Annotated in this window: 22 protein-coding genes; 15 read left to right on the forward strand and 7 right to left on the reverse strand. The window is 34.5% G+C overall.

The genetic code is table 11. From position 1 onward, the window contains the following. On the forward strand, window positions 1-1524 hold a 1524-nt coding region (locus HOG71_08120; protein ID MBT5990807.1), incomplete at its 5' end, for a T9SS type A sorting domain-containing protein. A gap of 284 nt (window positions 1525-1808) precedes the next feature. Here HOG71_08120 and HOG71_08125 read toward each other — a convergent pair. Then, complete coding sequence (locus tag HOG71_08125) at window positions 1809-2636, reverse strand: hypothetical protein (GenBank protein MBT5990808.1); 828 nt, start codon at window positions 2634-2636, stop codon at window positions 1809-1811. Between the two features lie 6 nt (window positions 2637-2642). Between HOG71_08125 and HOG71_08130 the strand changes: the two genes are divergently transcribed. Both HOG71_08130 and HOG71_08135 read left to right on the forward strand, forming a co-directional pair. Then, entirely contained in the window at window positions 2643-3362 is a 720-nt protein-coding gene (locus tag HOG71_08130; GenBank protein MBT5990809.1) for a hypothetical protein, read from the forward strand. A 111-nt stretch (window positions 3363-3473) separates the two neighbouring features. Continuing rightward, window positions 3474-4181 (forward strand): hypothetical protein, encoded by a 708-nt coding sequence (locus HOG71_08135; GenBank protein ID MBT5990810.1) that lies wholly within the window; start codon window positions 3474-3476, stop codon window positions 4179-4181. Between the two features lie 62 nt (window positions 4182-4243). Here the strand turns inward: HOG71_08135 and HOG71_08140 are convergent, their stop codons facing one another. After that, window positions 4244-4693 (reverse strand): hypothetical protein, encoded by a 450-nt coding sequence (locus HOG71_08140; protein ID MBT5990811.1) that lies wholly within the window; start codon window positions 4691-4693, stop codon window positions 4244-4246. Window positions 4694-4777: 84 nt separating this feature from the next. Here HOG71_08140 and HOG71_08145 point away from each other — a divergent pair, with 84 nt between their 5' ends. The 4 genes from HOG71_08145 to HOG71_08160 all read left to right on the forward strand — a co-directional run bounded on the left by HOG71_08145 (window position 4778) and on the right by HOG71_08160 (window position 10794). After that, window positions 4778-6622: a hypothetical protein gene (locus HOG71_08145; GenBank protein MBT5990812.1), complete on the forward strand. Its 1845-nt coding sequence runs from the start codon at window positions 4778-4780 to the stop codon at window positions 6620-6622. A gap of 217 nt (window positions 6623-6839) precedes the next feature. Further along, window positions 6840-8510: a peptide MFS transporter gene (locus tag HOG71_08150; protein MBT5990813.1), complete on the forward strand. Its 1671-nt coding sequence runs from the start codon at window positions 6840-6842 to the stop codon at window positions 8508-8510. Window positions 8511-8616: 106 nt separating this feature from the next. Further along, entirely contained in the window at window positions 8617-10152 is a 1536-nt protein-coding gene (locus tag HOG71_08155; GenBank protein ID MBT5990814.1) for a GH3 auxin-responsive promoter, read from the forward strand. Next, window positions 10153-10794 carry a LysE family transporter gene (locus tag HOG71_08160; GenBank protein ID MBT5990815.1) on the forward strand — a complete coding sequence of 214 codons (642 nt, stop codon included), beginning with the start codon at window positions 10153-10155 and terminating at the stop codon, window positions 10792-10794. Window position 10795: 1 nt separating this feature from the next. Here HOG71_08160 and HOG71_08165 read toward each other — a convergent pair whose 3' ends face one another. Beyond that, window positions 10796-11134, reverse strand: a complete 339-nt coding sequence (locus HOG71_08165) for a heavy-metal-associated domain-containing protein (protein ID MBT5990816.1) — start codon at window positions 11132-11134, stop codon at window positions 10796-10798. 133 nt (window positions 11135-11267) lie between these two features. Here HOG71_08165 and HOG71_08170 point away from each other — a divergent pair, with 133 nt between their 5' ends. From HOG71_08170 to HOG71_08205, 8 genes are all read left to right on the forward strand, one after another. Beyond that, the gene (locus HOG71_08170; protein ID MBT5990817.1) at window positions 11268-12272 is read left to right on the forward strand and encodes a CBS domain-containing protein; all 1005 of its coding nucleotides are present in this window, start codon (window positions 11268-11270) and stop codon (window positions 12270-12272) included. Next, on the forward strand, window positions 12272-13264 hold the full coding sequence (locus HOG71_08175) for a bifunctional 3-deoxy-7-phosphoheptulonate synthase/chorismate mutase (GenBank protein MBT5990818.1): 993 nt from the start codon (window positions 12272-12274) through the stop codon (window positions 13262-13264). The genes HOG71_08170 and HOG71_08175 overlap by 1 nt, the downstream gene beginning before the upstream one ends. Before the next feature lies 1 nt (window position 13265). After that, window positions 13266-13904: an HAD-IIIA family hydrolase gene (locus HOG71_08180; protein ID MBT5990819.1), complete on the forward strand. Its 639-nt coding sequence runs from the start codon at window positions 13266-13268 to the stop codon at window positions 13902-13904. Window positions 13905-14047: 143 nt separating this feature from the next. Then, complete coding sequence (locus HOG71_08185; protein MBT5990820.1) at window positions 14048-14485, forward strand: hypothetical protein; 438 nt, start codon at window positions 14048-14050, stop codon at window positions 14483-14485. Between the two features lie 318 nt (window positions 14486-14803). After that, complete coding sequence (locus tag HOG71_08190; protein MBT5990821.1) at window positions 14804-16162, forward strand: hypothetical protein; 1359 nt, start codon at window positions 14804-14806, stop codon at window positions 16160-16162. 9 nt (window positions 16163-16171) lie between these two features. Further along, the gene (locus HOG71_08195; protein MBT5990822.1) at window positions 16172-19576 is read left to right on the forward strand and encodes a WG repeat-containing protein; all 3405 of its coding nucleotides are present in this window, start codon (window positions 16172-16174) and stop codon (window positions 19574-19576) included. Between the two features lie 244 nt (window positions 19577-19820). After that, complete coding sequence (locus HOG71_08200) at window positions 19821-20120, forward strand: nucleotidyltransferase (protein MBT5990823.1); 300 nt, start codon at window positions 19821-19823, stop codon at window positions 20118-20120. Then, on the forward strand, window positions 20113-20451 hold the full coding sequence (locus HOG71_08205) for a DUF86 domain-containing protein (GenBank protein ID MBT5990824.1): 339 nt from the start codon (window positions 20113-20115) through the stop codon (window positions 20449-20451). Before HOG71_08200 ends, HOG71_08205 begins: the two co-directional genes overlap by 8 nt. Window positions 20452-20548: 97 nt before the next feature. Here HOG71_08205 and HOG71_08210 read toward each other — a convergent pair whose 3' ends face one another. From HOG71_08210 to alaS, 4 genes are all read right to left on the reverse strand, one after another. After that, window positions 20549-22045: a phospholipid carrier-dependent glycosyltransferase gene (locus HOG71_08210; protein MBT5990825.1), complete on the reverse strand. Its 1497-nt coding sequence runs from the start codon at window positions 22043-22045 to the stop codon at window positions 20549-20551. Between the two features lies 1 nt (window position 22046). Then, window positions 22047-23258 (reverse strand): AhpC/TSA family protein, encoded by a 1212-nt coding sequence (locus HOG71_08215; GenBank protein ID MBT5990826.1) that lies wholly within the window; start codon window positions 23256-23258, stop codon window positions 22047-22049. A gap of 60 nt (window positions 23259-23318) precedes the next feature. Further along, complete coding sequence (locus HOG71_08220) at window positions 23319-24035, reverse strand: hypothetical protein (protein MBT5990827.1); 717 nt, start codon at window positions 24033-24035, stop codon at window positions 23319-23321. An 86-nt stretch (window positions 24036-24121) separates the two neighbouring features. Beyond that, the coding region (gene alaS, locus HOG71_08225; protein MBT5990828.1) for an alanine--tRNA ligase at window positions 24122-26140 on the reverse strand (2019 nt) is incomplete at its 5' end.

Genomic DNA, 26140 nt, shown 5'->3' on the forward strand with positions numbered 1-26140 from the left:
ACCAATATTTATCGATCTTCAGATGCTTTTACAACGTCTAATCATACGGTTCAATTGGGAGGCTATGGTGTTCATACTAAGCGACCAAATTGGACGGTTTATCCTAATCATCATCCCGATCAGCATGAATTGCTGTTTCTTCCATCAAACGCAAATGTTTTGATTAATGGGAATGATGGCGGTATGTTCAGAACAGACAATGCATTGGCAGATACAGTTAAATGGACGTCCTTAAACAAGGGCTATCTAACTACACAATTATATACAATTAACATTCAGCAGGATGAGGAAAGTGATGTTATTCTGGCTGGTTTGCAAGATAATGGGAACTTGTTTGTGAATAGTGATAATCCTGAAAAGGACTGGGTATTGCCATTGAATGGCGATGGTTCCTATAGTGCCATTGCAAGAAAAAGAGACTTTTACATTTTATCAACCCAATTAGGCCGAATGGCAAAAATGAAACTGGATGATCAGGGTAATCGAGTCACTTTTGCTCGTATTGATCCCATTGGAGGGAAAAATTATCAGTTTATCAATCCCTTTGTTTTAGATCCGAATGATGATAATATTTTGTATCTGGCCGAAGGATATCATTTGTGGAGGAACGACAGTGTCAAAAGCATTCCATATACAGAGAATTATGATTCAATTAAAACCGGTTGGTTTTTGTATAGCGATTCTGTTATTTATCCAAATCGATCAATTTCGGCACTAGGGGTGTCAAAAAATAATCCACCACATCGGGTCTATTATGGTACCAGTAAAAGTGTATTGTATAAAATTGATAATGCCCATACAGGCGATCCAGCGCATCAAAGAATAACTACCTTAACAAATGCAGGTAATATTTCTTGTATCACTGTTGATCCTCATGATGGAGACAAGGTGTTTGTAGTATTTTCCAATTACAAAACATACAGCCTTTACTATAGTGAGAATGCTGGGGATAGCTGGACAAAAGTTGCAGGTAATTTAGAGGAAAATTCAGATGGCACGGGTGATGGTCCAAGTATACGTTGGGCTGAAATCATGCATGTGAATGGTAAAACGTTGTATTTAGTTGGCACATCCATTGGTTTGTTTGGAACCGACCTGCTTGATGGTACTTCTACTGTTTGGACTCAATTGGGGCCCAATAGCATTGGAAATGTTGTTGTTGATATGATAAAAACACGTGAATCGGATGGAACAATTGTGATAGCCACCCATGGAAATGGAGTCTATTCGGCAAAAATAAAAACGGTGCATGATGTTTTGGGAACAGAAGAACAAAGACTTATATCAAATTCAAGTTTCAGGGTTTATCCTAATCCGGTTCATAATCAATTGACAATTATTAGCCAGAATAATATGAAAGCAAGTTCTTATTCAATCTTTAACTTGGAAGGAAAAATTGTTTTGACTGGCAAACTAGTTGAATCTCAAACCATCATCAACACAAGCAAGCTGGATAAAGGTTATTACTTCATCCTTTTACAAAATGAGAAAGAGAAGAAAACGTTTAGTTTTCTAAAAATGTAAGAGGCTATCTCAAATTCAATCAGTAAGAGATTCCCGTTTTCACGGGAATGACGAAGCAAGGGGCTTTTGAGACAGCCTAAATCAAAATCCTACCGCTGCAAACGGTAATGTTTTGCAATACAAAGCACCAGCATGTTCATGGTTTCTGTCATACTGAAAGTCAGAGAAGTATCTCTAGGTTTAGCAATGGATTGCCCATATAGGCTGACAGATGAATTCTAATTGGAATTTTGCAATACAACTCCAAAGCCCTTGATGGTGTCCGCACCACCACCAACCAAATATCATTTTTGAGTCAAATCGCTTAGTATTTCAATATGCTTATCAGCAAATTTCAAGGGGAGACTTAAGGAAGTTGGCTTCATCGCGCGAAAGCGAATTTTCCCATTGATAAAATCTGTTTTTTCAGCATAAACCAAATAGTCCTCTCCAATTTTGAAATTCAAACCATTAGCATCAAGAGGTAAAGTATAAACGAATGTTTTATCAGTTCCAGCATCTCCATTAAACCATTCATAAACCTGGAATTCTATTTTTCGTTCTTTGATAACAAGCTTTGAAGTGTCAGATTTAGAAATAAATGTGTCAAATACAGGAGAGTCCTTTGTAGGTGTTCCAGAGAAGATTTTCGAAAATTTATTGAGAGCCATTTTTTGAAGTATGGGATTTATTGAATCAAATGCATCAATCTCCAAAACATAATCATGTGGGTAAAATGAATTTGGTTGACATTCTAGAACAGAATATGACTTTTCGCCATAAGAAGTGGTTCTGAATATATTAGACTTCTCAATTTCAGATGAATCAGGGAAGCCATATTCATCTATTGACTGAAACCATATAAATGAATCATTAATGCCTTTGTAAAGTGTGTCAATGGCTATTTTGAATTTGTAGTCATAAGTTCGCCAGAGATGAGACCCTTTTTCTAAATTGTACTTCTCTATTTTTACTAACCTACCCCAGAAAACATTTTCATAATGAGTAATAAAACAGTCACAATAGTCTTTAATTTCTTCATCAGAATATTTTTGTGAAAATCCAGTTATTGATAGTGAAGAAAGAATAGTGATGAAGATTATTCTTTTTACATTTATAAGTGAATTAAACATATCGCCATGTTTCAGTTATTCTCTTTACGTCAAATTTATACATTTATTGTCATTCTATCTGTTTGTTTTTTGATGGCTTGTTCTGGTCAAAAGCAAATAGTGCAGCCCAGAGCAGTAGTTGCCAACGAAGGAATGAATGCTGTATACATTGGTCTGGATAATCCTATTTCAGTGGCTGTTGATGGTTTTGAGTCTGGGCAAATTTATGTTACAGTTTCTGCTGAGTGCAATTTGAAAGGAGACAGTGGGCGATATACTATTAACCCTATAGATACTCGAGGTAAAGTTAGAAGCATTGACTTTTCAGTATATGTAATTCCCAAAAACAATACGGATACTATTTTTGTAGAGAAAAAGTCATTCCGAATTAAAAGAATTCCTATGCCAACGCCTTATTTTGGATCGAAATCTGGTGGGCTAATTAGTAGAGGCGAAATAAGAATTGTTAATTTTATATCTGTTAGGTTGGAGGATTTTCCTTTCGATCTTAGATATAATGTTTCTTCTTTTAAAATGATTTTTCAGCCCAATGGAGGATTTGCACAATATTATACTACTGAAGGACCTAGGCTGTCACCTGAAATGAAAATGGTGTTAAACAATGTGCAGAAAGGAGATAAATTTATAATAGCTGATATAAAAATAGCAAGTGCAGAAATGGTAGCCGAAGGAGTAAAAATTACTGAAAAAAGGAAAATCGAGGACATTCATTTGATAGTGAAATAGATACCTTTTTAGCCAGAGATTTATCCTATCACCTAAATTCAAGTGCTAACAAGGCTGGGCAATAATCTTTCAATTTCTGCGTATATTTAGCATTAAACCAAAACTATTCACATGAATTTAAATAGTGTCTTCCTTAAATTAAGCATATTATTTGTTTTGATTTCAATTGTTTCGTCAGGCATCTGTCTTGGCCAAAACACAGCCACAACTCCAAGGGTTACTGTTTCTAACGATGAGCTTACTATTTTATATATAAACCTGGCCAATCCCGTTTCAGTTTCAGTGGATGGATATTTAGCGGAACAGATTTATATTTCTTCATCCGAGGATTGTGAATTGAAAGGTGGCAGTGGAAGCTATACGATCAAACCAACATATACCAGAGGACAGAGCATAAAATTTGGCATTAATGTTCATGTGATATCCAAAGACAAGGATACTGTATTTATTGAAAAAAAGATTTTCCTATTAAGAAGGATTCCATATGCAACACCTTATTTTGGATCGAAAGCTGGTGGTAATATTGGAAGGGGTGAATTAAGGATTGTGAGTTTTATTTCTGCCAGAATGGAAAGTTTTCCCTTCGACCTAAAACATCAGGTTGTATCATTTTCAATGCTTGTTCAACCGAATGGTGGACATAGTAAAAGCTATGATGCAAATTCAAATTTCCTTACAGCTGAAATGAAAGAAGCATTGACAGGTGTGAAGAAGGGAGATAAATTGATATTTATGGACATTCAGGTTGCAACACTACAAGATGGTGTTGAAATTACGAAGCCCAGAAAACTGGATGAAATTTTTCTTATTGTGAATTAATATCCTGCACTTTTTGTCTTTTCGACCGAAGGGCGAAATCTTAGATAACTCACAGATCTTTTTTAATCCCTTAATATGGCACTTTCTGAATCACAAACCGGTGGGCAAGGATTAGATAATGCTGCTGAAGTGCTGTAAATAGACAGATTGACTGCATCTTTTCCCTGATTATCAACCCCAACTACAATTCCTACTTGCTTTGAAAGATTATCTTTTCCATAATAAATCCGGAATCCTGAAAGACTAGCGTTTTCAGATGCGATAAGGTTCATAGCTTCGAGTTGAGTTTTGTCAATCGTAAAACCCTTGATCACATTTGATGAGTTCTCTGGGCTTGATTGATAGTTTTTAACATATGCATTTGCTTCCGATACAGAAATGGTGTTAACTGTATCCCCGAATCCGAAAACACTCGTTCCATTAGTAAAGGAGAGTAAGCCAAATACGGATATACCCATTACAATTCCGATTAAAAAACCAGTAAATTTTCGGGGCTTAAATTGCATTTTCATAAAATTGTTATTTGGAATCATTATTAAATAATAATATATTTAAACAAAGATAACTATTTTTGACAATTATAATTATAATGTTTTATGAAGGCTAAAGATCATTTAATGGGATGTCAATGTTTAAGCATACGTATACTACTATTTGTCCATTTCAGCCTTATCCTTGCACTTATAACGTTTTTGCCGGCTACAAAACTCTTGGGCGAAACAGATCATAAAGATCATGCTTCCAGTCAAAAGGAAGATAATAAAGACATAAAAAACGACAAACTTCGGATTGAGAAACTTTTTGATCAGGCATTTTATTACTTGGATTACATAGGAAATGATCAGAAGGCAGATAGTGTAAGCCAATTGGCCATCCAGATTGCTGAAGCCAGCTACCAACCAGAATTACTCCAATTTGCTTATAGTAAATACATCTTATCCAACAATTTATATATGTACAACCAAAAAGCTCTCGGTTATGCAATACGGGCTGAAGATGCATCTTTTGGCAGCAAAACTTTTATTCAATTTGAGAATGCTAGTAACTTGGCTTTAGTTTATTTGGCAGGATATAAATATGACAAGGCACTCGAATACAGCTATAAAGCTTTGTCTATCGCATCAACAACCGACAATGTAGTTTGGAAAACTGAAAGCTACCTGAAAATAGGAAAAAGTCTGGAGGGGAAAAATCAAAAAATTGAAGCATTTCGGAACTACCTCAATGCATTAAGTCTTGCTGAACGTCTGGCAAATACCAAGTTAAAAATCATGTGTTATGAACAGTTATCACATTTCTATAACCTGAGCAGGATTTACAATAAAGCGATCCATTATAAATTAATGCAAAGTGAGTTGCTGAAAAAATCAACTCCTATCGATTCAGCTGCTTTAATGTGGACAAAATATGATTTACAGGTAATCGACCTGAATTCAAATGATAACCAATTAAGTGGTGTGATTATTCAGGAAATCCTAGATTTTGCCAAGAGGACAAAACACGAACGAATGCTAAAATTTGAAATTGCATTAATTCGAACGCATTTAATTGAAGCAAATAAAATCAAGGAGTTGCGGAAGTTATACTACGTCCAATTTCCAGATGAACTAAAAAAACTGGAAACGGAAAACCCGGGATTATATGCACGCATCAATGCTTTTTTTTGTGAAGAGTGTAACCAACCCGATTCTGCAATCTATTATTTCGAAGAAGCTGAACTGTTTTTAAAGACCGATCAAAACAAAATACTTCAATCTAATTTTTACAACAGGTTTGGTCAATTCCTGCTGAGGCAAGGAAATATTGAAAAGGCCATTGAAAAATTTACCAGCTCTTATGATCTGGCCAGTGAAGCTGCCTATTTTGATTATATGCTTAGTGCTTCTACTCAACTTGAATCAATCTATTCAGGATTGGAAGATTATGCCAATGCATACAAATATTTGGCATTAACAAAAGCCCTTTCCGACAGCATTAATTATATGTTGAAAGATAACCAAATGCTAATCATGGAGATCGATCATGAAAGCCAGCTACATGAAATTGCACTCAAATCAGAAAAGCAAGCGACCAGTCGGAGGCATTCCATTCAATATACTGCCATGATTATACTCATCATTTTCATATTTATTGTTTTACTAATGCTTGGGAGCTTAAAAGTTTCAGAGAGGCTGATTAAAATGTTGGGCTTCTTTTCGTTTATATTTCTTTTTGAGTTTATTATTCTGATTGCTGACAAATGGATTCATGATCTGACCCATGGAGAACCCTGGAAAATTTTACTTATTAAAATCTTTCTGATTGCGATATTGCTTCCCATGCATCATTGGATAGAAAAACGTGTTGTAGCATTTTTACTCCATCCAGGCCTGATCAATATTTCTCAATATCCTATGCGCAGTAAACTCTGGGAACAAATAAAAAAGTTAGCCAAAAAATAATAGTTAGTTTAGGACTCAGAATTATATAATTTTGACTGATCACTTTATTACTTTCGCTGATAGATTAGCTCACACTCAAATCTCCCATATGCTGATTAATATCATTAGTCCTCACTAATAAAGTATTAGCAACCAATTAATAGCATTTTTGTAGTATTTTCGCAATTCATTTTTTGAAATCAATCATACAATTTGTATTAACTAAAAAACTAAATTTATGTTTAAAGGTCATCCTAAGGGACTTTATGTAGCGTTCTTTGCTAATATGGGAGAGCGTTTTGGATTCTACACCATGATGGGAATTTTGGTATTTTATCTCACTTCAAAGTTTGGATTAACTGAATCAAATGCAGGTATTATTTACAGTGTATTCTATGGTTTAATTTATGGACTTGCTTTAGTCGGAGGTTTAATTGCCGATAGAACAAAGAACTATAAAGGGACTATTTACATTGGTCTGGTTACTATGTTAGCAGGCTATGTTCTGATGACAGTCCCTGGATTTGGTCTCATTTTCACACTTGTTGCTCTTTTTGTAATTGCCTTCGGTAATGGATTATTCAAAGGAAACTTACAAGCTGTTGTTGGACAACTTTATGACGAACCTAAATATTCTCATCTAAGAGATTCTGCCTTTAGTGTATTTTATATGGGTATCAATATTGGTGCTTTATTCGCACCAAGTGCAGCTGCTGGTATTATTAATTGGTTTATCAAATCCAAAGGATTTTTACGGAACAATGACCTTCCTGCATTAATAGAGAAAATGAAAGGAGCTGATGGGGCATATGATGTAGCCTTATTAAATTCAGCTGATTTATCTACAGTACAAGGCTTAGCTGATCAGGTATCTTTAAATGGACAGCATGTTACTGATCTTTCTGCATTCGCTCAAACATATATTGATGCTTATGGAGCAGGTTTTAATATGGCATTTGGGGTTGCTGCTTGTACTATGGTTATTTCATTCCTGGTATATACATTCTTTAAGAAAATGTTGCCGGACGTTAAAAAACAAGCTGCTGAAAAAGGTGAAGTTGTTGAAATGTCAAAAGCAGAAACAAAGCAACGTATGACCGCATTATTCCTTGTTTTTGGTGTTGTTATTTTCTTCTGGATGGCTTTCCATCAAAACGGATTAACCATGAGTTTCTTTGCCCGGGATTATACGGTTACATCGGTAGGACCTGGAACTTATCTTGTGTTTAATATTTGGTCTTTGCTTTCAATAGTAGTTGGGTTGCTATCGCTTGGGACATTAGTTCAGAAAAAAGCAGCATTAAAGACTCGAATTATAAGTGGTGTATTATTAGGCGCTTCAATTATTGCTACCTATTATTTTTACACTCACAATGCTGAATCAAATCCATTTTCACCTGAACTATTCCAGCATTTTAATCCAACAATGATTGTATTATTAACACCGGTTGTTGTAGGAATATTTGCCTATTTGAATAGAAGAGGAAAAGAACCATCTGCCCCACGAAAAATTGGTGTCGGTATGATACTCGCAGCTGTTGGTTTTGTTGTGCTTTTAATTGGTTCACTTGGGCTTGATCCATTTGATATCATGCAAGGTGATCCTGGTCATGCTAGAGTTGGTACAGGTTGGCTAATTAGCACCTACTTTACATTAACTGTTGCTGAACTTTTCTTGAGCCCAATGGGTATATCATTTGTTTCAAAAGTTTCTCCACCAAAATATCAAGGCTTAATGCAAGGTGGTTGGTTAGGAGCCACAGCTTTAGGTAACCAAATGTTATGGATAGGAAGTTTCATGTACGAAAGAATTGCTATCTGGCAAGTTTGGGGATTATTTATTGCATTGTCCTTAATTGCTGCTGCATTTATTTTCTCAATTATGAAAAAACTCGAAAAAGTTTCATAATCGATCTCAGATTATATTATATAAACCCGGGCAAATGTCCGGGTTTTTTTATGCTCCATTTGAATCAAAAAACACTGTAAATTGCGTCTGATTTAAAAACATATTCATGCCTATTTTAGGATCAATTATTAAAGCGGCAATTGAACTTAGAGGGAAGCCACCCAAAGAGTTATCTCCAGGTCAAGGTATTGAGCTTCAAAAGAAAGTTTTAAAGAAACTTCTCAGACGAGCACAGCTTACATCTTTTGGAGAATATTTTAATTTTCATGAAATAATTAAAAGCAAGGACGTTGTAAAAGCCTATAAACAAAATGTATCTGTTTATAACTATAACAAAATTTTTAAAAGCTGGTGGTATCGGTCGTTGAGTGGCGAAACCTACGTAACATGGCCCGGTAAAATCAAATATTTTGCTTTGAGTAGTGGAACCTCAGAAGCATCGAGCAAGCATATTCCGGTTACTCACGAAATGCTAAAGGCAATCAAGAAAATAAGTGCCAGACAAGTGTTTTCTTTGGCGCAATATGATTTCCCTAAAGAATTTTATAACAAAGGAATTTTGATGTTAGGTGGGAGTACCCACCTACAGTTTAATGGCACTTATTATGAAGGCGATCTCAGCGGAATCTCAGCCAGTAATATTCCTTTTTGGTTTCAACATTTTTATAAACCGGGTAAACGAATTTCTAAAGAAAGAGAGTGGAGTACCAAACTTGATGAAATAGTTAGAAAGGCAAAAGATTGGGATATGGGCGTTATCTGCGGTGTTCCAGCCTGGCTTCAAATACTATTGGAACGAATAATTGATTATTATCAGGTTGACAATATTCACGATATTTGGCCTAACCTGAGTATTTATGTTCATGGAGGAGTTTCGTTTGCGCCCTATAAAAAAGGATTTGAAAAACTGCTGGCTAAACCACTAACCTATATTGAAACATATTTGGCTTCTGAAGGTTTTATAGCCTTTCAAAATAGGCCAGAAGCTGAAGGCATGCAGATGGTTTTGGATAATGGTATTTTTTATGAATTTGTTCCTTTCAATGAAAATAATTTTGACTCTGAAGGAGCTATAATTGAAAATCCGGAAACTTTTACCATTGATGAAATTGAAGAGGGGAAAGAATATGCCTTGCTTTTAAGTTCTTGTGCCGGAGCCTGGAGATACCTGATTGGGGATACTATTAAATTTACGAACAAAAGACTGGCAGAAATTGTGATCACAGGCAGAACAAAGCATTTTCTTAATTTATGTGGTGAACATATGTCGCAGGAAAACATGAATATGGCCATTAAGAAATTAGAAGATGGATTGAATATTGATGTAAGGGAATTTGCTGTTGCAGGAATTAAGTATGGCAGTTTGTTCGCGCATAAATGGTATATAGGAACCGATGATTTTCTGGACCCCAATGTAGCAAAAGAACAAATTGACAAAGATATAAAAGTATTAAATGACGATTATAGAGTTGAGCGGATTGCAGCTATAAAAGATGTCATTGTTGAAGTATTGCCCTCTCATCTTTTTTATGATTGGATGAAAGAAAAAGGAAAAATTGGAGGCCAACACAAATTTCCTCGTGTATTGAAAAACGGACAGCTGCAGGAGTGGGATAAATTTATTGAGAAGAATAAAGTATAAATGTTTCAGGAAGTAATAGTTGAAGGAATAATATTGGGGCTCACACTCACTATTATGATAGGGCCAGTGTTCTTTGCCCACCTGCAAACCAGTATTTATCGTGGTTTTTGGGCAAGTAGCTATTTGCTTTTTGGCATTGTGATTAATGATGTTGCCTTAATATTTCTTAGCTTGCTTGGCACTACACAATTGCTTGAAAATAATAACAATAAGCTGATCATTGGAATTATTGGAGGGCTAATATTAATTGTCTTCGGCATTGTTTCTTATTTGAAAAAGATCAGGTTTAAAGACATGCGCCCAATCGAAGAAAGCTTAACGACTTCGAGTGCTATTAAATATATTGTCAAAGGTTTTTTGCTGAATATTGCAAATCCTTTTGTCTGGATATTCTGGATTGGTGTGGTCACACTTGTTGGATCAAATTATGGGAATAACGATAATTATCATCTGGATGTTGTTGTGTTTTTCAGTATAGTTATGGGGATTTATACCATTTTGAACCTTATTAAAGGGGCTTTGGCGTTTCGAATTAAGCGATTAATAAAACCTCGCTCCATTGTCATAATGAATAAAGTTGTTGGAATACTTTTAGTATTTTTTGGGATATTGTTGATCTTAAGAGTTCTGTTCCAACAATAATTTATTCAGATTCCTCAATAAAATCCTTAATAACAAAGCTATCTACCGTATAGCCTTTTTTACTGATAGCACTAGTGATATCCTCTACTTGCAGTTTACTTTTGTCATAAACAACTCGTGCAGTACCATCTTCGTTTGACGCCTCTGCCTCAAAAGTTCCGGTTAATTCAGAAACCGTATTTACAATGGTTCGTTCACAACCTGCGCAGGTCATTCCACTCACAAACATTTCAACAGTTACTTTATTCTCTGGATCTAAGGCACTTTGCTCATTTTCCGACTTATTTTGACAACCGATCAAAACAACTAAAAGTGTGATTATTATGGATAAATTTTTCATGGCTGTTTGTATTTTATGGCTCAAAGATAAAGATATCTGATATTTATTAAGATTAAGCAACTCTTGATTTTAATCTCCAGCAATGACTTAAGATGAAATCGTATTGAAATATGCTTACTTTTGCCGTGTAATTATGAAAATTTCTGCTTCCATATATTCAAGTAAAAACGGAAACTTACAAGAAATCATTAATGAATTAAATTCATTACCCATTGATTTTATTCATATTGATTGCAATGATAATCCCAAGGTATTTGAGGATATTGTTGAGATTAGAAGGCATACAAATAAACCAATCGATCTGCATATAATTAGTCCTACTCCTGAGGCTTATTTTGAATTGATCATAAAGCACCAACCTGAGTATATTACATTTCAATACGAAGCAGTTCAGCGTTTTATAGATATTCCAAAAGAGATTTTATCAAAAAAAGGAATAGCAATTACTACAGAAACCGAATTAAACGTTTTTGAAGAATTTTCTGCATCAGTAGATTTTATCATGTTTATGGCCACCACGCCTGGCTATAGTAAAGGTGAGTTTCGGAAGAATAATTTTAAACGAATTCGGACATTTAAAAAGCAATATCCCTCCACCAACATTCATGTTGATGGAGGTGTAAATGGGGAGGTGTCGTTTATACTTCGAAACATTGGAGTTGATGCTGCTGTTTCTGGTTCATTTTTGATGAGAGCCAATCAAAAAAGTTCAGCGCTTCTGGATTTGAAAATGAATACTGTTCAATCTACTTATCAGATTAAAGACTTTATGATTCCTGCGAAGGAAATTGATACAATAAGTCCAAATCGTTTTTCTTTTTCTGAAATTTTATCTTCCATCGATAAAAACAAATTGGGCTTTACCGTTTATGTAAATGAAGATAAAAAACTTCAGGGATTTATAGCAAATGCGGATGTTCGAAAAGGCTTGCTGAAAAATTTAAGCGATTTAAATCAAACGACTCCTGAAGAAATTACAAATTTTAATCCTGCAACAGTTTATGATGACATGACAATACAAGAGCTGATTCAATATATAAAAACACAAAATTTTCCAGTAAACTATCTTCCTGTTGTCAACAGGGAAGGCGTTTTTACAGGAGCACTAACATTCGAAAATTTAATTAAAGGGGAGTAATGATAATACATCTGAAACAAGGTATCCAACAAGTAGCGCAAATTGCCGAAGAGCTACAGGCAATAGTAATTAATGATCAGGACAAAACCATTCTGGTGAATAGTAGTTCGGTGAAGGAACTCCCATCCAAGTTTGACGACCTTGTTGATGAGGTTTTTGTTTTTAGCTCAGACATTCAACTTGCGGATATTGCCTATACAACAGGAAAAAGAAGCGTCCAAATTGGAGAAAACCAAATTGGAGGGAATACAGGAAATACATTAATGGTTGCAGGGCCTTGTTCGGTAGAGTCCATAGAGCAAGTAGAGCAAACTGCAGAGCTTTTAAACGAGCTAAACCTAAGTTGTCTTAGGGCTGGGAGCTATAAGCCCAGAACCTCTCCTTATTCATTTCAGGGGATGGGTGAAGATGGATTAAAGATTTTACGCAAAGTTTGTGATGATAATAAATTCAGTCTATTCAGTGAGGTTAGAGATGCCACACATGTCAACGAGATTATTGAATATTCGGATGTCGTGCAGATAGGAGCAAAGGCTATGTATAGTCAGGGAATTTTACGCGCTTGTGCAAAAACACAAAAACCGGTTTTATTAAAGCGTGGTTTTGGAACAACAATTCAGGAGTTTGTGCAAGCTGCTGAATTTATTCTTTCAGGAGGAAACATGAATGTTATTTTGTGTGAGCGTGGAATCAGAACATTCGAAACAAAAACAAGATTTACACTCGATTTGTGTGGTGTTGCCCATTTAAAAGAATACACAAACCTGCCTATTATTCTTGATCCAAGTCATGCCATTGGATATGCATATGGGGTTCCTGATTTAGCCAGAGCCTGTTTTGCCATGGGAATAGATGGTTTATTAATTGAGGTTCATCCAAATCCTAAAGTGGCGAAATCAGATGCTTCACAGCAATTGAATCATAATGAATTCAAGGATTTGTATAACAGCCTCAAACCACTTGCCTCTGCCTTAAACAGAAAGCTTATCTAGTATGAATTATTTCAAAGAAAATATCAATTATCTTATTGAAATTGGGAAACTGAATGAAAACATTCTCAAGCAAGATATAGGTCTTGATTTGTTGATGTCAGTATCAAAACAAACCAAGCTACCCTATCAACAATTAATAGATGTCAGTTTAAGATCTAAAAAACAATTTCAGGATCAGAAAATTCAGATGTTGGTATTAGATGTTGATGGCGTGTTGACTGATGGTGGAATGTTTTATACAGAATCGGGTGATGAGTTCAAGAAATTCAATGCAAAAGATGGTCTGGCTATTCGAAAACTGACAAAGAGTGGCTTTCCTGTAGGAATTATCAGTTCTGGATTTAATAAAACGATCATTCAAAGAAGAGCGGAATTATTAGGAATCAGTCATGTGTATTTAGGATTAGAAGAAAAATTGGATATACTTAAATCCTGGTGCGAAAAGCTGTCTATTTCTCTTGAAAATGTGGCATACATTGGTGATGACCTCAACGATGAAAAACTGATTCAGGCAGTTGGTTTTTCAGCCTGCCCTGCAGATGCTGTTAATGAAATCAAATTGATTGCTGATGTAGTATTAGGTAAAAAAGGTGGCAAATCCTGTGTGCGTGAATTTATTGATACTTTTCTTTCTTCATGATATCAATCCTTTATGATGAATAAAGCAGGAATGAAATTATGATTTTTGACTCTTCCTCATACATTTTTATATATCAACAAAATTAAATTTCTCACATGTTTTCAGATATTATTCTGCAGTTTAATAAGTATAGACGAAAACTATTGGAAACGGAAGGATTAATATCATTCCAAGATGCGGAACTTGGAAAAAGATTGATGCAATTAAATTGGTTAATCAATAAATCTAAGTTTTTGAATAACACTTTTATGCACAATCCAAAAACTCCAAATTTTGAAATATTGGAAGAATTAGAAATAATTACAGAAACTTTTTACCATTTTGCATGGCGAGTGGAGGAAATTATTAAGCACCACCCAAAATTTAATATGGGCAACACAAATATAAGACGTGTAAGAAATAATTTAATTCAGCATCCAGAGAAAGAACGTGATAAACAAAAGGCGTCTCTCTCATTTGAGATTGGAGATGATAATGGCCCCAAAATTAAGTCATACAAAGGGCCAGAAAACTCATATCAAGATGAAGGATTATTTGTAAACGCACAAGACTTTATTAAAAAATTTCCACAATTATTGTAAAAAATTTAGCTTCTTATAACTGTGGGTATGCACTTTCGCTCTGATCCACTCAAATTGTGTTGGAGCTTCACATAGTTAAAGCCATCAATTCAACATTAATACGTTGATTAGCAAAGTTTAAATCAAAAGCTGGAAAATAAAAACTGAACTTAAGTTTTTCTGGCCACTCCTTCAATTCAATAATTCAATTGTTCAGATGATACTATATTTTCGAATATAAATCTTTTTATGTCTTAGAAATCAGGCAGTTACAATCTTTTAATACTTTTCGTTCAGAATTTGCGTTAGTTTACTAGCAAAACACTCAAATTCATAGTCATGAAGCTACACATTAAAATTGCTCCACTAGTTTTAATCCTTGTTTTTGTAATCTCATTCACCAATTGCAACAAACACATAAGTAAAGCTTTTATAGAACCTCCGTTAAATGGGATTAATATTGAATTTATAAGCTTTAAAGCTGATGCTGCAAGTGAAAATAATATAGATCTGGGTTATGGAAACAGCATTGAAATACCTGCAAATGCTTTTGTGAATCAGAATAATGAACCCATTTCAGGTGAGGTTGATATTGATTTTCGGGAATTTCAGGAAGCAGTCGATATTCTGATCGCAGGCATACCAATGACCTATGATAGTGGAGGCGTAAAATATGATTTTCAAACAGCAGGAATGTTTGAAATAAATGCCAGCCAAAGTGGTGAGCAGATTTACATTGCAGAAGGCAAAAAGCTAAAAGTAAATCTTGCCTCAGAAGTTGATGGAGATTATAATTTTTATAAGCTGGACACAAACAGAGGAAACTGGGCTTATATGGGAGGAGCAAATCCATCTATTAATGAAAGGAAAGCAGAGTTAGAGAAAGATATTCCAAAGATGCCTGATTTGCCCAAAGAACCTAGGAAATTTTCAAAGAAAGATCCAATAATTGATTTCGATATTGATTATAAAGATTTTCCTGAATTGAAAGCGTTTTCAACAGTTCTTTGGGCTTATTCTGATCAAAACAAAAACCCCAGAATAAAAAGTATCAATTGGGTTTTTAAAACGAAATGGGCATCCATAAATCTGAAGGAGTACGACTCTCAAAATGCATTGTATTTGTTGAATTTAAAAAATGGAGAACTGGAAACAGAGTTTTTGGTTTCTCCGGTTCTTAGTAGTTCGGACCATGAAAAAGCACTAATTATTTTTAACAAGCAGATGAGTAATTACAATATTGGCTTGGCAGAAAGAAAGCTTAAAGAAGAGCGGATTGAAAATGAAAGATCATTTATTCGCTCTTATGAAATTATGGATTTTGGAATATTCAATTGGGATATTTTTTACAAACGAAAAGATATTATTGCATTTAATGCGAGGATAAAATATGATCAGGACTATGATTTAGAGGCTAATGACATTTTAGTATATCTGATTACAGCAAATAACAAAGCAATTATTAAATACAATAGCAACAATTTAAGCAGTTTTCGTTTCTGTCCTTCAGATGAAAATAAATTGGTCTCAATACTTCCGGGAAATAAAATTGCTGTATTTACAAACAGAGATTTCAAATTACTTGTCGAGAATGAATTGAGTGCAAGAAAGGTTGACGATTATGAATTTAAAATGAAAATTATCAATAAAGAGGTTTCTTCTACTGCTGATTTTAAAAAACTCATTGCGACCATTTAAGTTAAATTAGTGAACAAAAAGGCATATTTATTTTTTCTTGTATTATTTACTTTTTCACTTGCCAGTGTTGCTCAACTAGAACAAAATCTTCTTCCCATCAAGTTAAATGGCAAATCTGGATTAATTAACCGACAAGGTGATATTGTAATTAAACCCAGATATGATGCAATTGAAACCCGATTTGAAGAGGGTTACGCATTGGTTCGAATAGAAGATAGAACAGGTGTGGTCGATATTTCAGGTGCAGAAATTATCCCAGTACAATATGATCATATTAAATTTCTGGGTGATGATTATTTTGGAGTGTACAACCAAGGTCTTGCAGGAGTTATTGATAAAAATAATACACAAATAATTCCCATAAAGTATGAAGAGCTAAGATATTTGAGTAATAACTTATTTGTGGGCCATATCGATACAATGTGCGGGCTTATTAATGCTGAGAATAGATTGATTCTGCCTTTTGAATTTTCAAATATTTTCCTGATTGAAAATACTTTTCTTCTCACATACAAAAATGAGTATAAGGGACTGTATAACTTGAATGGGAAGTGTGTTCTTGAAACAAAATATGCAGAAATAGATATCGTAGATAGTTCGACAATTCTATATTCTTTCGATTTGCATAAATGGGGGGCAGTAACTAATAATGGAGATGAGTTGCTTGAGCTTGTTTGGCGGAACTATATAAAGTTTCCAGATTTTATTGGATTAAAGAGGCAGGGCAAATGGGCTGTTTACTCAAAGGCAATAGGAAAAGTAATTACGGAATCGAAATACGACACGCTGATTCAATTTTACCCTCTCACAAGTTATTTAGTTTGCATTAGCAATTCTCTTTGTGGAATTGTGAATGATGTCTTATCAGAAATAATAAGCCCGCAATATGAGAATATTATCAATAAGCCTCCAATTGGTTTTCAGTTAAATTATTTAGGAAAAATTGGTCTGGCTGATTATTCGGGTAAAGTGCTTTTTGATCCTATTTATGACAACATAATTTGTTCGGAGTTGAATGATAGAATTGTCATGTTAGCACAAAATGGAAAATATGGGCTTTCATTATTAGATGGCACAGAGTTGCTTCAGATTACGTCCAATAGAATTGAATTATCAGAGAACAAGGCTAAGGTATTTAAGAATGGCGCACTTACAATTGTAGATTTCAATCCAGAGGGAAGGATAATAGAGCAAACTACATTTGAGAATGTCAACACGATATCTGTCAATCAGGATTATATTGAAGTAGGCAACAGACCTACTCGAAGAAATAGCCTGGAAGGAGTTCTGTCTCCCCGCTCATATGGATGGTATAGAAAAGGTTATAACTCCAAGTGGGGATTAAAAGATACAATGGGTGAGATTATTAAAAATCCAATTTATACGGATGTTGTAATTGACACCATATTAGGAGCCTCGATTGTAAGCCTTGATATTCCTGGAAAATTTGATGGTTTTAGTTTTTTAGGCGAGAAAATAAAAGTCTCCCGACAAATGGGTATTTACGACCATAAGAATTATAAGTATTTGATTAAGCCTAGAATATGGGATATCCGAATATCGGATTTTAATCAAGGTCGTTCTATTGCCAGAATTATAACCCCATCAAATGATTATTTTGGATATGTTAGCAAATCGGGAAGAGTATATACAAAGAACATTACATACTTTGGTGATTTTCAGGAAGGTCTTGCCAAAATATGCTACAATGGTATTTTAAAGCATGCCGAAGAAATGTATATTGATAAAACTGCAAAAATCAGCAAAGAAATATGTGATACTGTTTACTACAGACATTATTATCACAATCGTTACCGCAATTTTTCAGGACCTTGGTTGTTAAGCAAAACAGATAATTTTTGGGGCGACAGGATGTATGCGTATAACCCATTACCGCTTTATGTGCATGAAGGGCAATGGGGTTTCATTAGTGAAAAAGGAGACATGCAAATTCCTCTTGACTATAGTTTTGTAAATGATTTTAAACACAACAGTTCAATTGTTAAAAAAGGCAACTATTGGGGTGTAATTAATAGTTCAAACGATAAAATTGTTGATTTTAAATATGACTACATTTCGCGCTTGCCTAACGCCAACGATAGTTTCTTTTGCCTGATTAAGGATAATGCAAAATATGGGATTATTAATAAAAATGGTCAGCTAGTTAAAAATGCCTCATTTTCATCAATTGGCAATTTTTCTGAAGATATTGCCAAAGTAAGAATCGGGAAAAAATGGGGATTCATTAATAGCAATGGAGAACTTATTATCCCTGCCAAATACGATAATGCAAGAGATTTTCATGAAGGACTTGCTGCAGTAAAAATAGGGCGAAAATGGGGTTTTATTAATTCTTCAGGCAAAATTGTCATAGAAACTAAATATAGAAGTACTGGAGATTTTGCTTCAGGATTGGCCAAAGTGTTTGAAAGGTCGAAATGTGGATATATCAATAAATCAGGACGATACAAGATTGATCCAAAATATTATGGAGGCTCTGATGTTATTTCAGGATGTATAATTGCAAAAAAGAATGGCAGAATGGGAATTATTGACAAGCATGGAAAATGGATTGTTGGCCCACATTATTCTTCCATAGAGCCTATTCTGAATACCGATTTCTTTCTGTTAAAAGCAAAAAGAGATTATGGGGTTGTAAATTCGAAAGGAAAGAAAATTGTTGCAGTAAAATACGACTTTATTGGTCCTTTTGTCAATGGGATTGCAGTTGCTAAAAAAAATCGAGATTATGGTTATATAGACACATTAGGAAAAGAGGTTATCCCGTTTAAGTACACAGGAGCTCAGGAGTTTAGTGAAGGACTTGCTGGAGTAAGAGTAAAAACCAAGTGGGGATATATTAATAGAAAAGGTGATATGTTTCTTGCTCCGGTTTATAATAAGGTTAGTCCATTCCACGAAGCAAGAGCAGTTGTAAATGTAAAACGATTGGAAGGAGTTATTGATAGAAATGGACTATTTATCGTTAATCCCAATTTTCATTCTATTGGGCAATTCGTTCAAAATCGGGCGATAACAAAAAAATACAGTGAGCTTCAATTTATCGATACCAATGCAAATGTCCTTTTCAATTATCAGCGTTTTTGGTATGCCGATACCTTCATTAATGGAAACGCTATTGTTGGAAAAAAAGCACGATTTGGCTTAATCGATTATCATGGAAATTACACCTGTACGATTAAATATTCTAAATTACATTCAATTGGTAATGGCTTATATGCTTTTGTAAAACCAACTTATTCTGGATTGGCTGATATCAATGGAAAAGTTCTTTTAGAGCCTGTTTACGAACTAATTGAATATTTTGAAGACGGAATTTTTCGTGTTGAATTAGATAACAAAATCGGCTACTATGCCATCAATAAGGGTTGGATATGGAATCCTTCACAATAACAGGTATTTGAATTAAAGTACTCCTAAACTCTGAAATTCATAGAATAAATCTTAAGCTTCACTTTTAATTCAAATACACGAATTGAACTCAAGGCATTTTTATATATCAACTAGTATCGAATTTGTATACTTTTTCGGCTAGTTTGATTCGATAGCTATCGGATTTCTACGCACAGATTTTTATTAACTCATTAGGGCACCAAAGAGATTTTTGTCTAAAGGGAAAAGATTGTAATTTTGAAGTATGAGTATTGTTGAAAATAATATGGAACGAATTAAAGACTTGTGCTATAGGCATAAAGTCTCAAGACTTTTCCTTTTTGGATCAATTCTCTCAGATAAGTTTAAAAAGAATAGTGATATCGATTTTTTAGTTGATTTTTCAGAAGTTGATATTTATGACTATGCAGATAATTATTTCAGTTTGAAAAAATCATTGGAAAAATTATTAAAAAGACAAATTGATTTACTTGAAAATAAAGCTATAAAAAATCCATATTTAAGACAATCCATTGACTCTTCAAAAAAAATAATCTATGGATAACGAAATTAAAACGTGGCTTTATGATATTCTTCAATCAATAGAAGAAATACAAAGCTATTTTGAAAGCAAACCAATGGTTTTTTCAGAGTTTACTTCAGATATAAAAACTAAAAGAGCCATAGAAAGAAATTTGGAAATAATTGGAGAAGCAGTAAATAGAATTTTGAAGAAAGATCAAAGTTTCAAGATTGAAAATGCTGAGAAAATTGTTGGGACAAGAAATAGAATAATACACGGATATGATAATGTGTCAGATGATATGATTTGGAGCATTGTTATTAATCATTTACCCAAACTACACACAGAAATATCCCATTTCCTAGAAATATAGAAAGGCAACTCACAATCCAGCTAAAAATAATGGTCAGCAACGTTGATTAACGAACAATAAAAATAATAGCTGGAAACTCAAAAATGAATTTTAGTTTTTAATCAGGCCATTTTCTCAATTCAAAAACCCGAATTGAACCTTGTTCTGTTACGATCCTTTCGAACTGCCTTGAAATAAGAGAGTCCTCGTCTATTTGTCTGGAGTCAGAATACATGTATTTTGCACCAAACTTCCTGATTTCAATCAGCTTGTTTGCTGTTAAGTTATTATGCCGGTAGACCCAGCCTTTCTTATTTACATAATAAAGCCAAATAGCAGGAGAAGCATCATTTCCAACAACAACCAAACAAGAGTCGGGAACTGCGTTTTTCAACTCGTCATGATAAGTGATAAGATCACTATTAAATCCTGGCCATTCAGGATTCCATCTTTTATCTATTCTGAGATAGGCAGATAAGGGGAGTAATAATAAAAGGGAAAAAACAACAATCAGTTTTTGCTTATTTGCTTTTTCTAATAAATCCTTGATACCATAAGCAACAAGAATAAAAATAAGGGGTAAAAAGGGAAATAGATAATAATCGTGTACCCTTGCAATCATATTAATTTCAAAGAAAAAATAGAATAGGATAAGAATGCCCCAAACAGCTAAAACCACGAACAGCGCCTTTTTGTATAGTTTCTTCTTAAAAATTAACCATACTGCCCAAATGAAAAATGGGAGGGACAGATAATTCAACAATAGTTCTGGAAAAGAAGAGAATAAATGATAGGATAAATAATCCCATAATTGAGAAAACGAAGTGTCGTTTCCTGATAATACTCCTTTTGTTATTCCGTTCTGCCATTTTGGAATAACCCATGCATACCAAACAATTGCGGGTGCCATGAGCAACAAACTGCTTATTATGTGTGCAATGTCTTCACCAATAGCTTTAAACCGTTTCTTGCTAATTTTTTGCAAAAAATAAACGCCAGGAATAATGTAAAATAGCCCAAAAGGCATTTTTGCCAGGGTTGCTAAACTAATTGAAAATGCAGCTATCATGAGAGAAGATAATTTATCATCTCTCATATATTTAAAAGAAAATGCTGCTCCCCAAATAGCAAAGCACAAGGCAAAATTATCCGGGAGCGGATTCATGGTATAGTAATAAAAAACAGGTGAAAAATTAAATGCCCATGCAGCTAATACGGCAACCAGTTTGTTCCTGAAAATCTGAAGGACTAAAAAGTAGAGACCCAAAACTGCAAATAATCCCATCATAAAAGAAAGTATGCGGGTGAGTAGGATGTCGTTGCCGAAAACCCGATAAGTCTGTGCAAAAAGCCATTGCATAATCGGGAATTCCATTCGATAAATACCCTTCCACTGATACCTCTCATTTATTCTTGGATCCAGAATATTGTTATCTTCTTCGTAAAAATTTACAATATTTGATTGGGTCAATGTTTGTCTCCACGAATGAACCCCCATAATATCCAAGCCAAAGATGCGGTAATGCATACTAAAACTCAGTAGCGGAATGAAGACAAAAAGCAACAAACGATGCCTTTTTTCTAAGATTGAATGGATGTTATGAATCCACTTCATGTTACATATACTCTAGCAAGTTTGCTTTTAGCTGATGTGGCCTGAAACCACGATCGACAATTTTTCCTTCCTTGTCTACAAGAATTAAATAAGGAAGTTCTCCAATATGATAAATGTGTGAAATTTCATCATCCCATCCCAATAAATTGGAAACGTTTATCCAGTCTGTTATTTTATCCTCTTTGATAGCACTTAGCCAAGGCTCTTTTTGTTCATCAACAGAAATGGCATATACCTCAAATCCACGTGGGTGAAACGCGTCATATATTTTTTTAATTTCCAGATTTTCTGCCCTGCATGGCTCACTATAGGACGCCCAAAAATAAACCAGAACAGTTTTTCCCAAATAATCTGCAAGATGAATGCTTTTGCCATTTTTATCATCTACTACAGTATTTGGAGCCATTTTGCCTGGTCCTACAGGAATTACCTGGGCAATTTTATCATCCAATTGTTTATAATATTTTGAGTAGGGACAAATTTTTTCGAAACGATTTCGAGTTTGTATGACAAAATCGTAATTTTCGTATGGATCTAAGTAAAACGCTGCGAGTAACCCTACCATGGAGGTATCGAGCCTGTCAATGAATTTAATCAGATTTTCAGATTTCTGTTTGCTAATAGCATCATAGTAAATGGGTAAAGAGTCGACCAATGCTAATAGCTGTTTCACCTTGCTTTTATCTTTTTTTAAGGCCTCAACTCTATCTTGAACTTCGTAAGTTTGATTGTTCAGTTCACTAAGAATCAAGTACATCTCCTTTAAATGATAAGATTCGGCTGATCCAGTAATTTCGTAGGAACCAACATTTGAAATATCAGTGTTTATTTGAATATTTCCACCTCTCAGAAACATGTGAATATTAGCGTGTGGGAATCGGATTTGATAAATACCTGGTTCAGGAACATCAAAGTCGAAAATGAATCCACCATTTTGATCAACAACTACCGACTGTAGTGGATTGATTTGTCCAATATTCAGTTCATCAAGAATAACATTTGAATTTGCTCCATTTTTCACATAACCTTTAAGTACTACATGGGTTGCCTTATAATGAGGATTTGTCCCATCATCTGCAACATCTGTTTCCGCATCATTTACCAAAACACTATCTGCATTTTCGGTGCTATTAGAAGATTTTTGCTCTTGACTGTTTCCGCAAGAATAAAACAAAGTTGCACTGAGGGTAATAATGATTGCTAATAGTTTCATAAAATTTGTTTTTACTGCTTTAGTTTCTTTTTATTGTAGGAGGTAACCACTTTTGATCAATTATTTCACTTTACTTTTTTCATACATATTGATTTCACTTTTCATTCCATCCTCATCGTATTTTACAGTTTTAACAGCAATTCCATTTTTATAGGTTTTCTCTGTTTTTTTCTGTCCGTTTTCATGCCATTCAAAAGCAACTCCATTTACCTTGCCCAAAAAATAGTCTTGTTCACGAAGCTTTCCTCCACTCGGGTAATATTCAATTCGCTTTGAAATTGATCCATTCTCGAAAAACTTTTCTTCCTTAACCTGTTTGTTAATAAACCATTTGTATTCCGTACGCAGTGTTCTTTCGACCAAATATTCCTCCTGATATTCAAGTAAGCCGGTAGTTCCATATTTTTTTTGCATGACCAATCGGGTATCATCATAATAATTTTCAAACTCTGGTCTTCCGGTTTCGCGCCAAGTATAGGCAATTCCAATGGTTGAATCATTCGAATAGGTTGTCAGGTATTTTTTCTGTCCGTTGCTATACCATTCAATAAAGCGACCATGTCTTTTGCTGTTTTTAAAGCCCTTTTGCATTTTTTTGGTACCGTCCTCATACCACTGCTTCCATGAAATAACACGATTGTCCTTGTATATTTTTTCTTCTTTTTTCTGACGACTATTTGGGTATTTTGTGAATTCAGTTCGGTTAGGGCGCTTACCTTGCGATGAAGCAATCAATGGTAAGATGATGCAAATTAATAGGATAAGTCGTTTTGTCATAAGTATTAATTCATCAGATGTGCATAACAGCTTCAAAATTAATGAATCTGATAGACAATAAAGAAAACGATAAGAGGCAATTAAAATTACAGCTTAGAAAGAATAATCTCCTTGCCTAACTGAATGGCTTTTTCAATTCCTTCAGGGTTCTTTCCTCCAGCAGTGGCAAAAAATGCCTGTCCACCTCCACCACCTTGAATTTCTTTGCCAATAACTTTAATAATATCTGGAGCATTTAATTTCTTTTCATCAACCAGATTATTTGACATCATCAGCCAAAGATTTGCTTTTTCGCCAAACTGGGCACCAATTAAACTAATTGTATTTGCACTATTTCTATTAATCTCAAAAACCAGATCTTTTACTGAATCGGCTGATTCAATTTCAATTTTTCTGGCGATAAATTTAACGCCTTTAATCTCCTCAGCTTCTTCAATTAAGGTTTTTCTCAAAGCAATTACCTTTTCCATTTTCAAACTCTCGAGTTCTTTTTGCAGAAGCTTGTTTTCCTCAATCAGCTTGTTTAATGCTTTAAGGCTATTCTTGGAATTTACCCCCAATGCTGTATTAATAGAGTCTATTAAGGTCGAAGAATCCTGAACATATGCAAAAGCCTTTGGGCCAGTTATAGCTTCTATTCTGCGTATTCCTGCAGCTATTGCATTTTCAGATACAATTTTAAAGAAGCCTATTTCTCCGGTTGATTGCACATGCGTTCCACCACATAATTCAATGGAATCACCAAAACGAATTGTACGTACATTATCGCCATATTTTTCATCAAATAAAGCGATCGCTCCTTGTTCGATGGCCGATTTCATGTTTGTCGCCCTGTTTTCTTCCAAGGCAATATTGGCCATTACTTTTTCATTAACAAACAGTTCCAGTTGTTGAATTTCTTCAGTTGATAATTTTTGAAAATGGGAAAAATCGAAACGCAATCGATCTTGATCAACCCATGATCCTTTTTGTTCAACATGAGTTCCAATTAATTGACGAAGTGCCTGATGAAGCAAATGTGTTGCTGTGTGATTCTTAAGTGTATCAAGCCTGTTGCCTGCATTAACAACGGCATTGAAATTTGAATCTATATGAGGAGGTAATTTTTCAAATAAGTGAATAATTAAATTGTTTTCTTTTTGTGTGTCTTGCACATAATATCGCTCATTCTCAAACTCCAAATACCCTTGATCTCCAACCTGACCTCCGCTTTCTGCGTAAAAAGGAGTTTTGTCGAATACCAATTGAAATAGCTCTTTTTTCTTAATATTGACTTTTCGATACTTTTGAATCAGAACAGTTGCTTCAAGTTTATCATAGCCAACAAATTCGGTTTCTTGCTCACTTTCATGTATAACAACCCAGTCATCAGTTTGCAAAGAACCAGCTGATCGGGAACGTTCTTTTTGCTTCAGAAGCTCAGCTTTGAATTCTTCCAAATCAACTTCCAAATCATTTTCTCTCAGGATTAATTCGGTTAAGTCAATTGGAAAACCGAATGTATCGTATAACTCAAATGCGTATTTACCACTAATAATCTTTTCATTATCAGCTTTGCTTTTATCAATAACTTGCTGGAGCATGTTGATCCCATTTCCCAATGTTCTAAGGAAACTGTTTTCTTCTTCTTGTATAACTTTTTCTATCAAATTTTGTTGAGCAAGTATCTCAGGAAATTGTTCGCCCATTGTGGCTGCCAAAGTTGGGACAAGTTTAAAAACAAAGGCCTCTTTTTGATCCAAAAAAGTATATGCATAGCGAATGGCTCTTCTCAAGATTCTTCGTATAACATAACCGGCCTTATTATTTGAAGGTAATTGACCATCTGTTATTGAAAATGCTACAGCTCGAAGATGATCTGATACAACACGTAGGGCAATGTCAACTTTTTCGTCTTTTCCGTAAGTTGTTAAAGCTATTTGCGCAGCTTTTTGAATAATCGGTTGGAAAACATCTGTATCGTAATTTGAGGTGACTCCTTGCAAAGTCATACAAAGACGCTCGAAACCCATGCCTGTGTCAACATGTTTGGCAGGAAGGTTTATCAGATTTCCATCTGACATCCTATTGAATTGAATAAAAACCAGATTCCAGATTTCAATCAC

The sequence above is a fragment of the Bacteroidota bacterium genome (assembly GCA_018698135.1).
In the GTDB taxonomy this organism is placed as follows: Bacteria; Bacteroidota; Bacteroidia; order CAILMK01; family JAAYUY01; genus JABINZ01.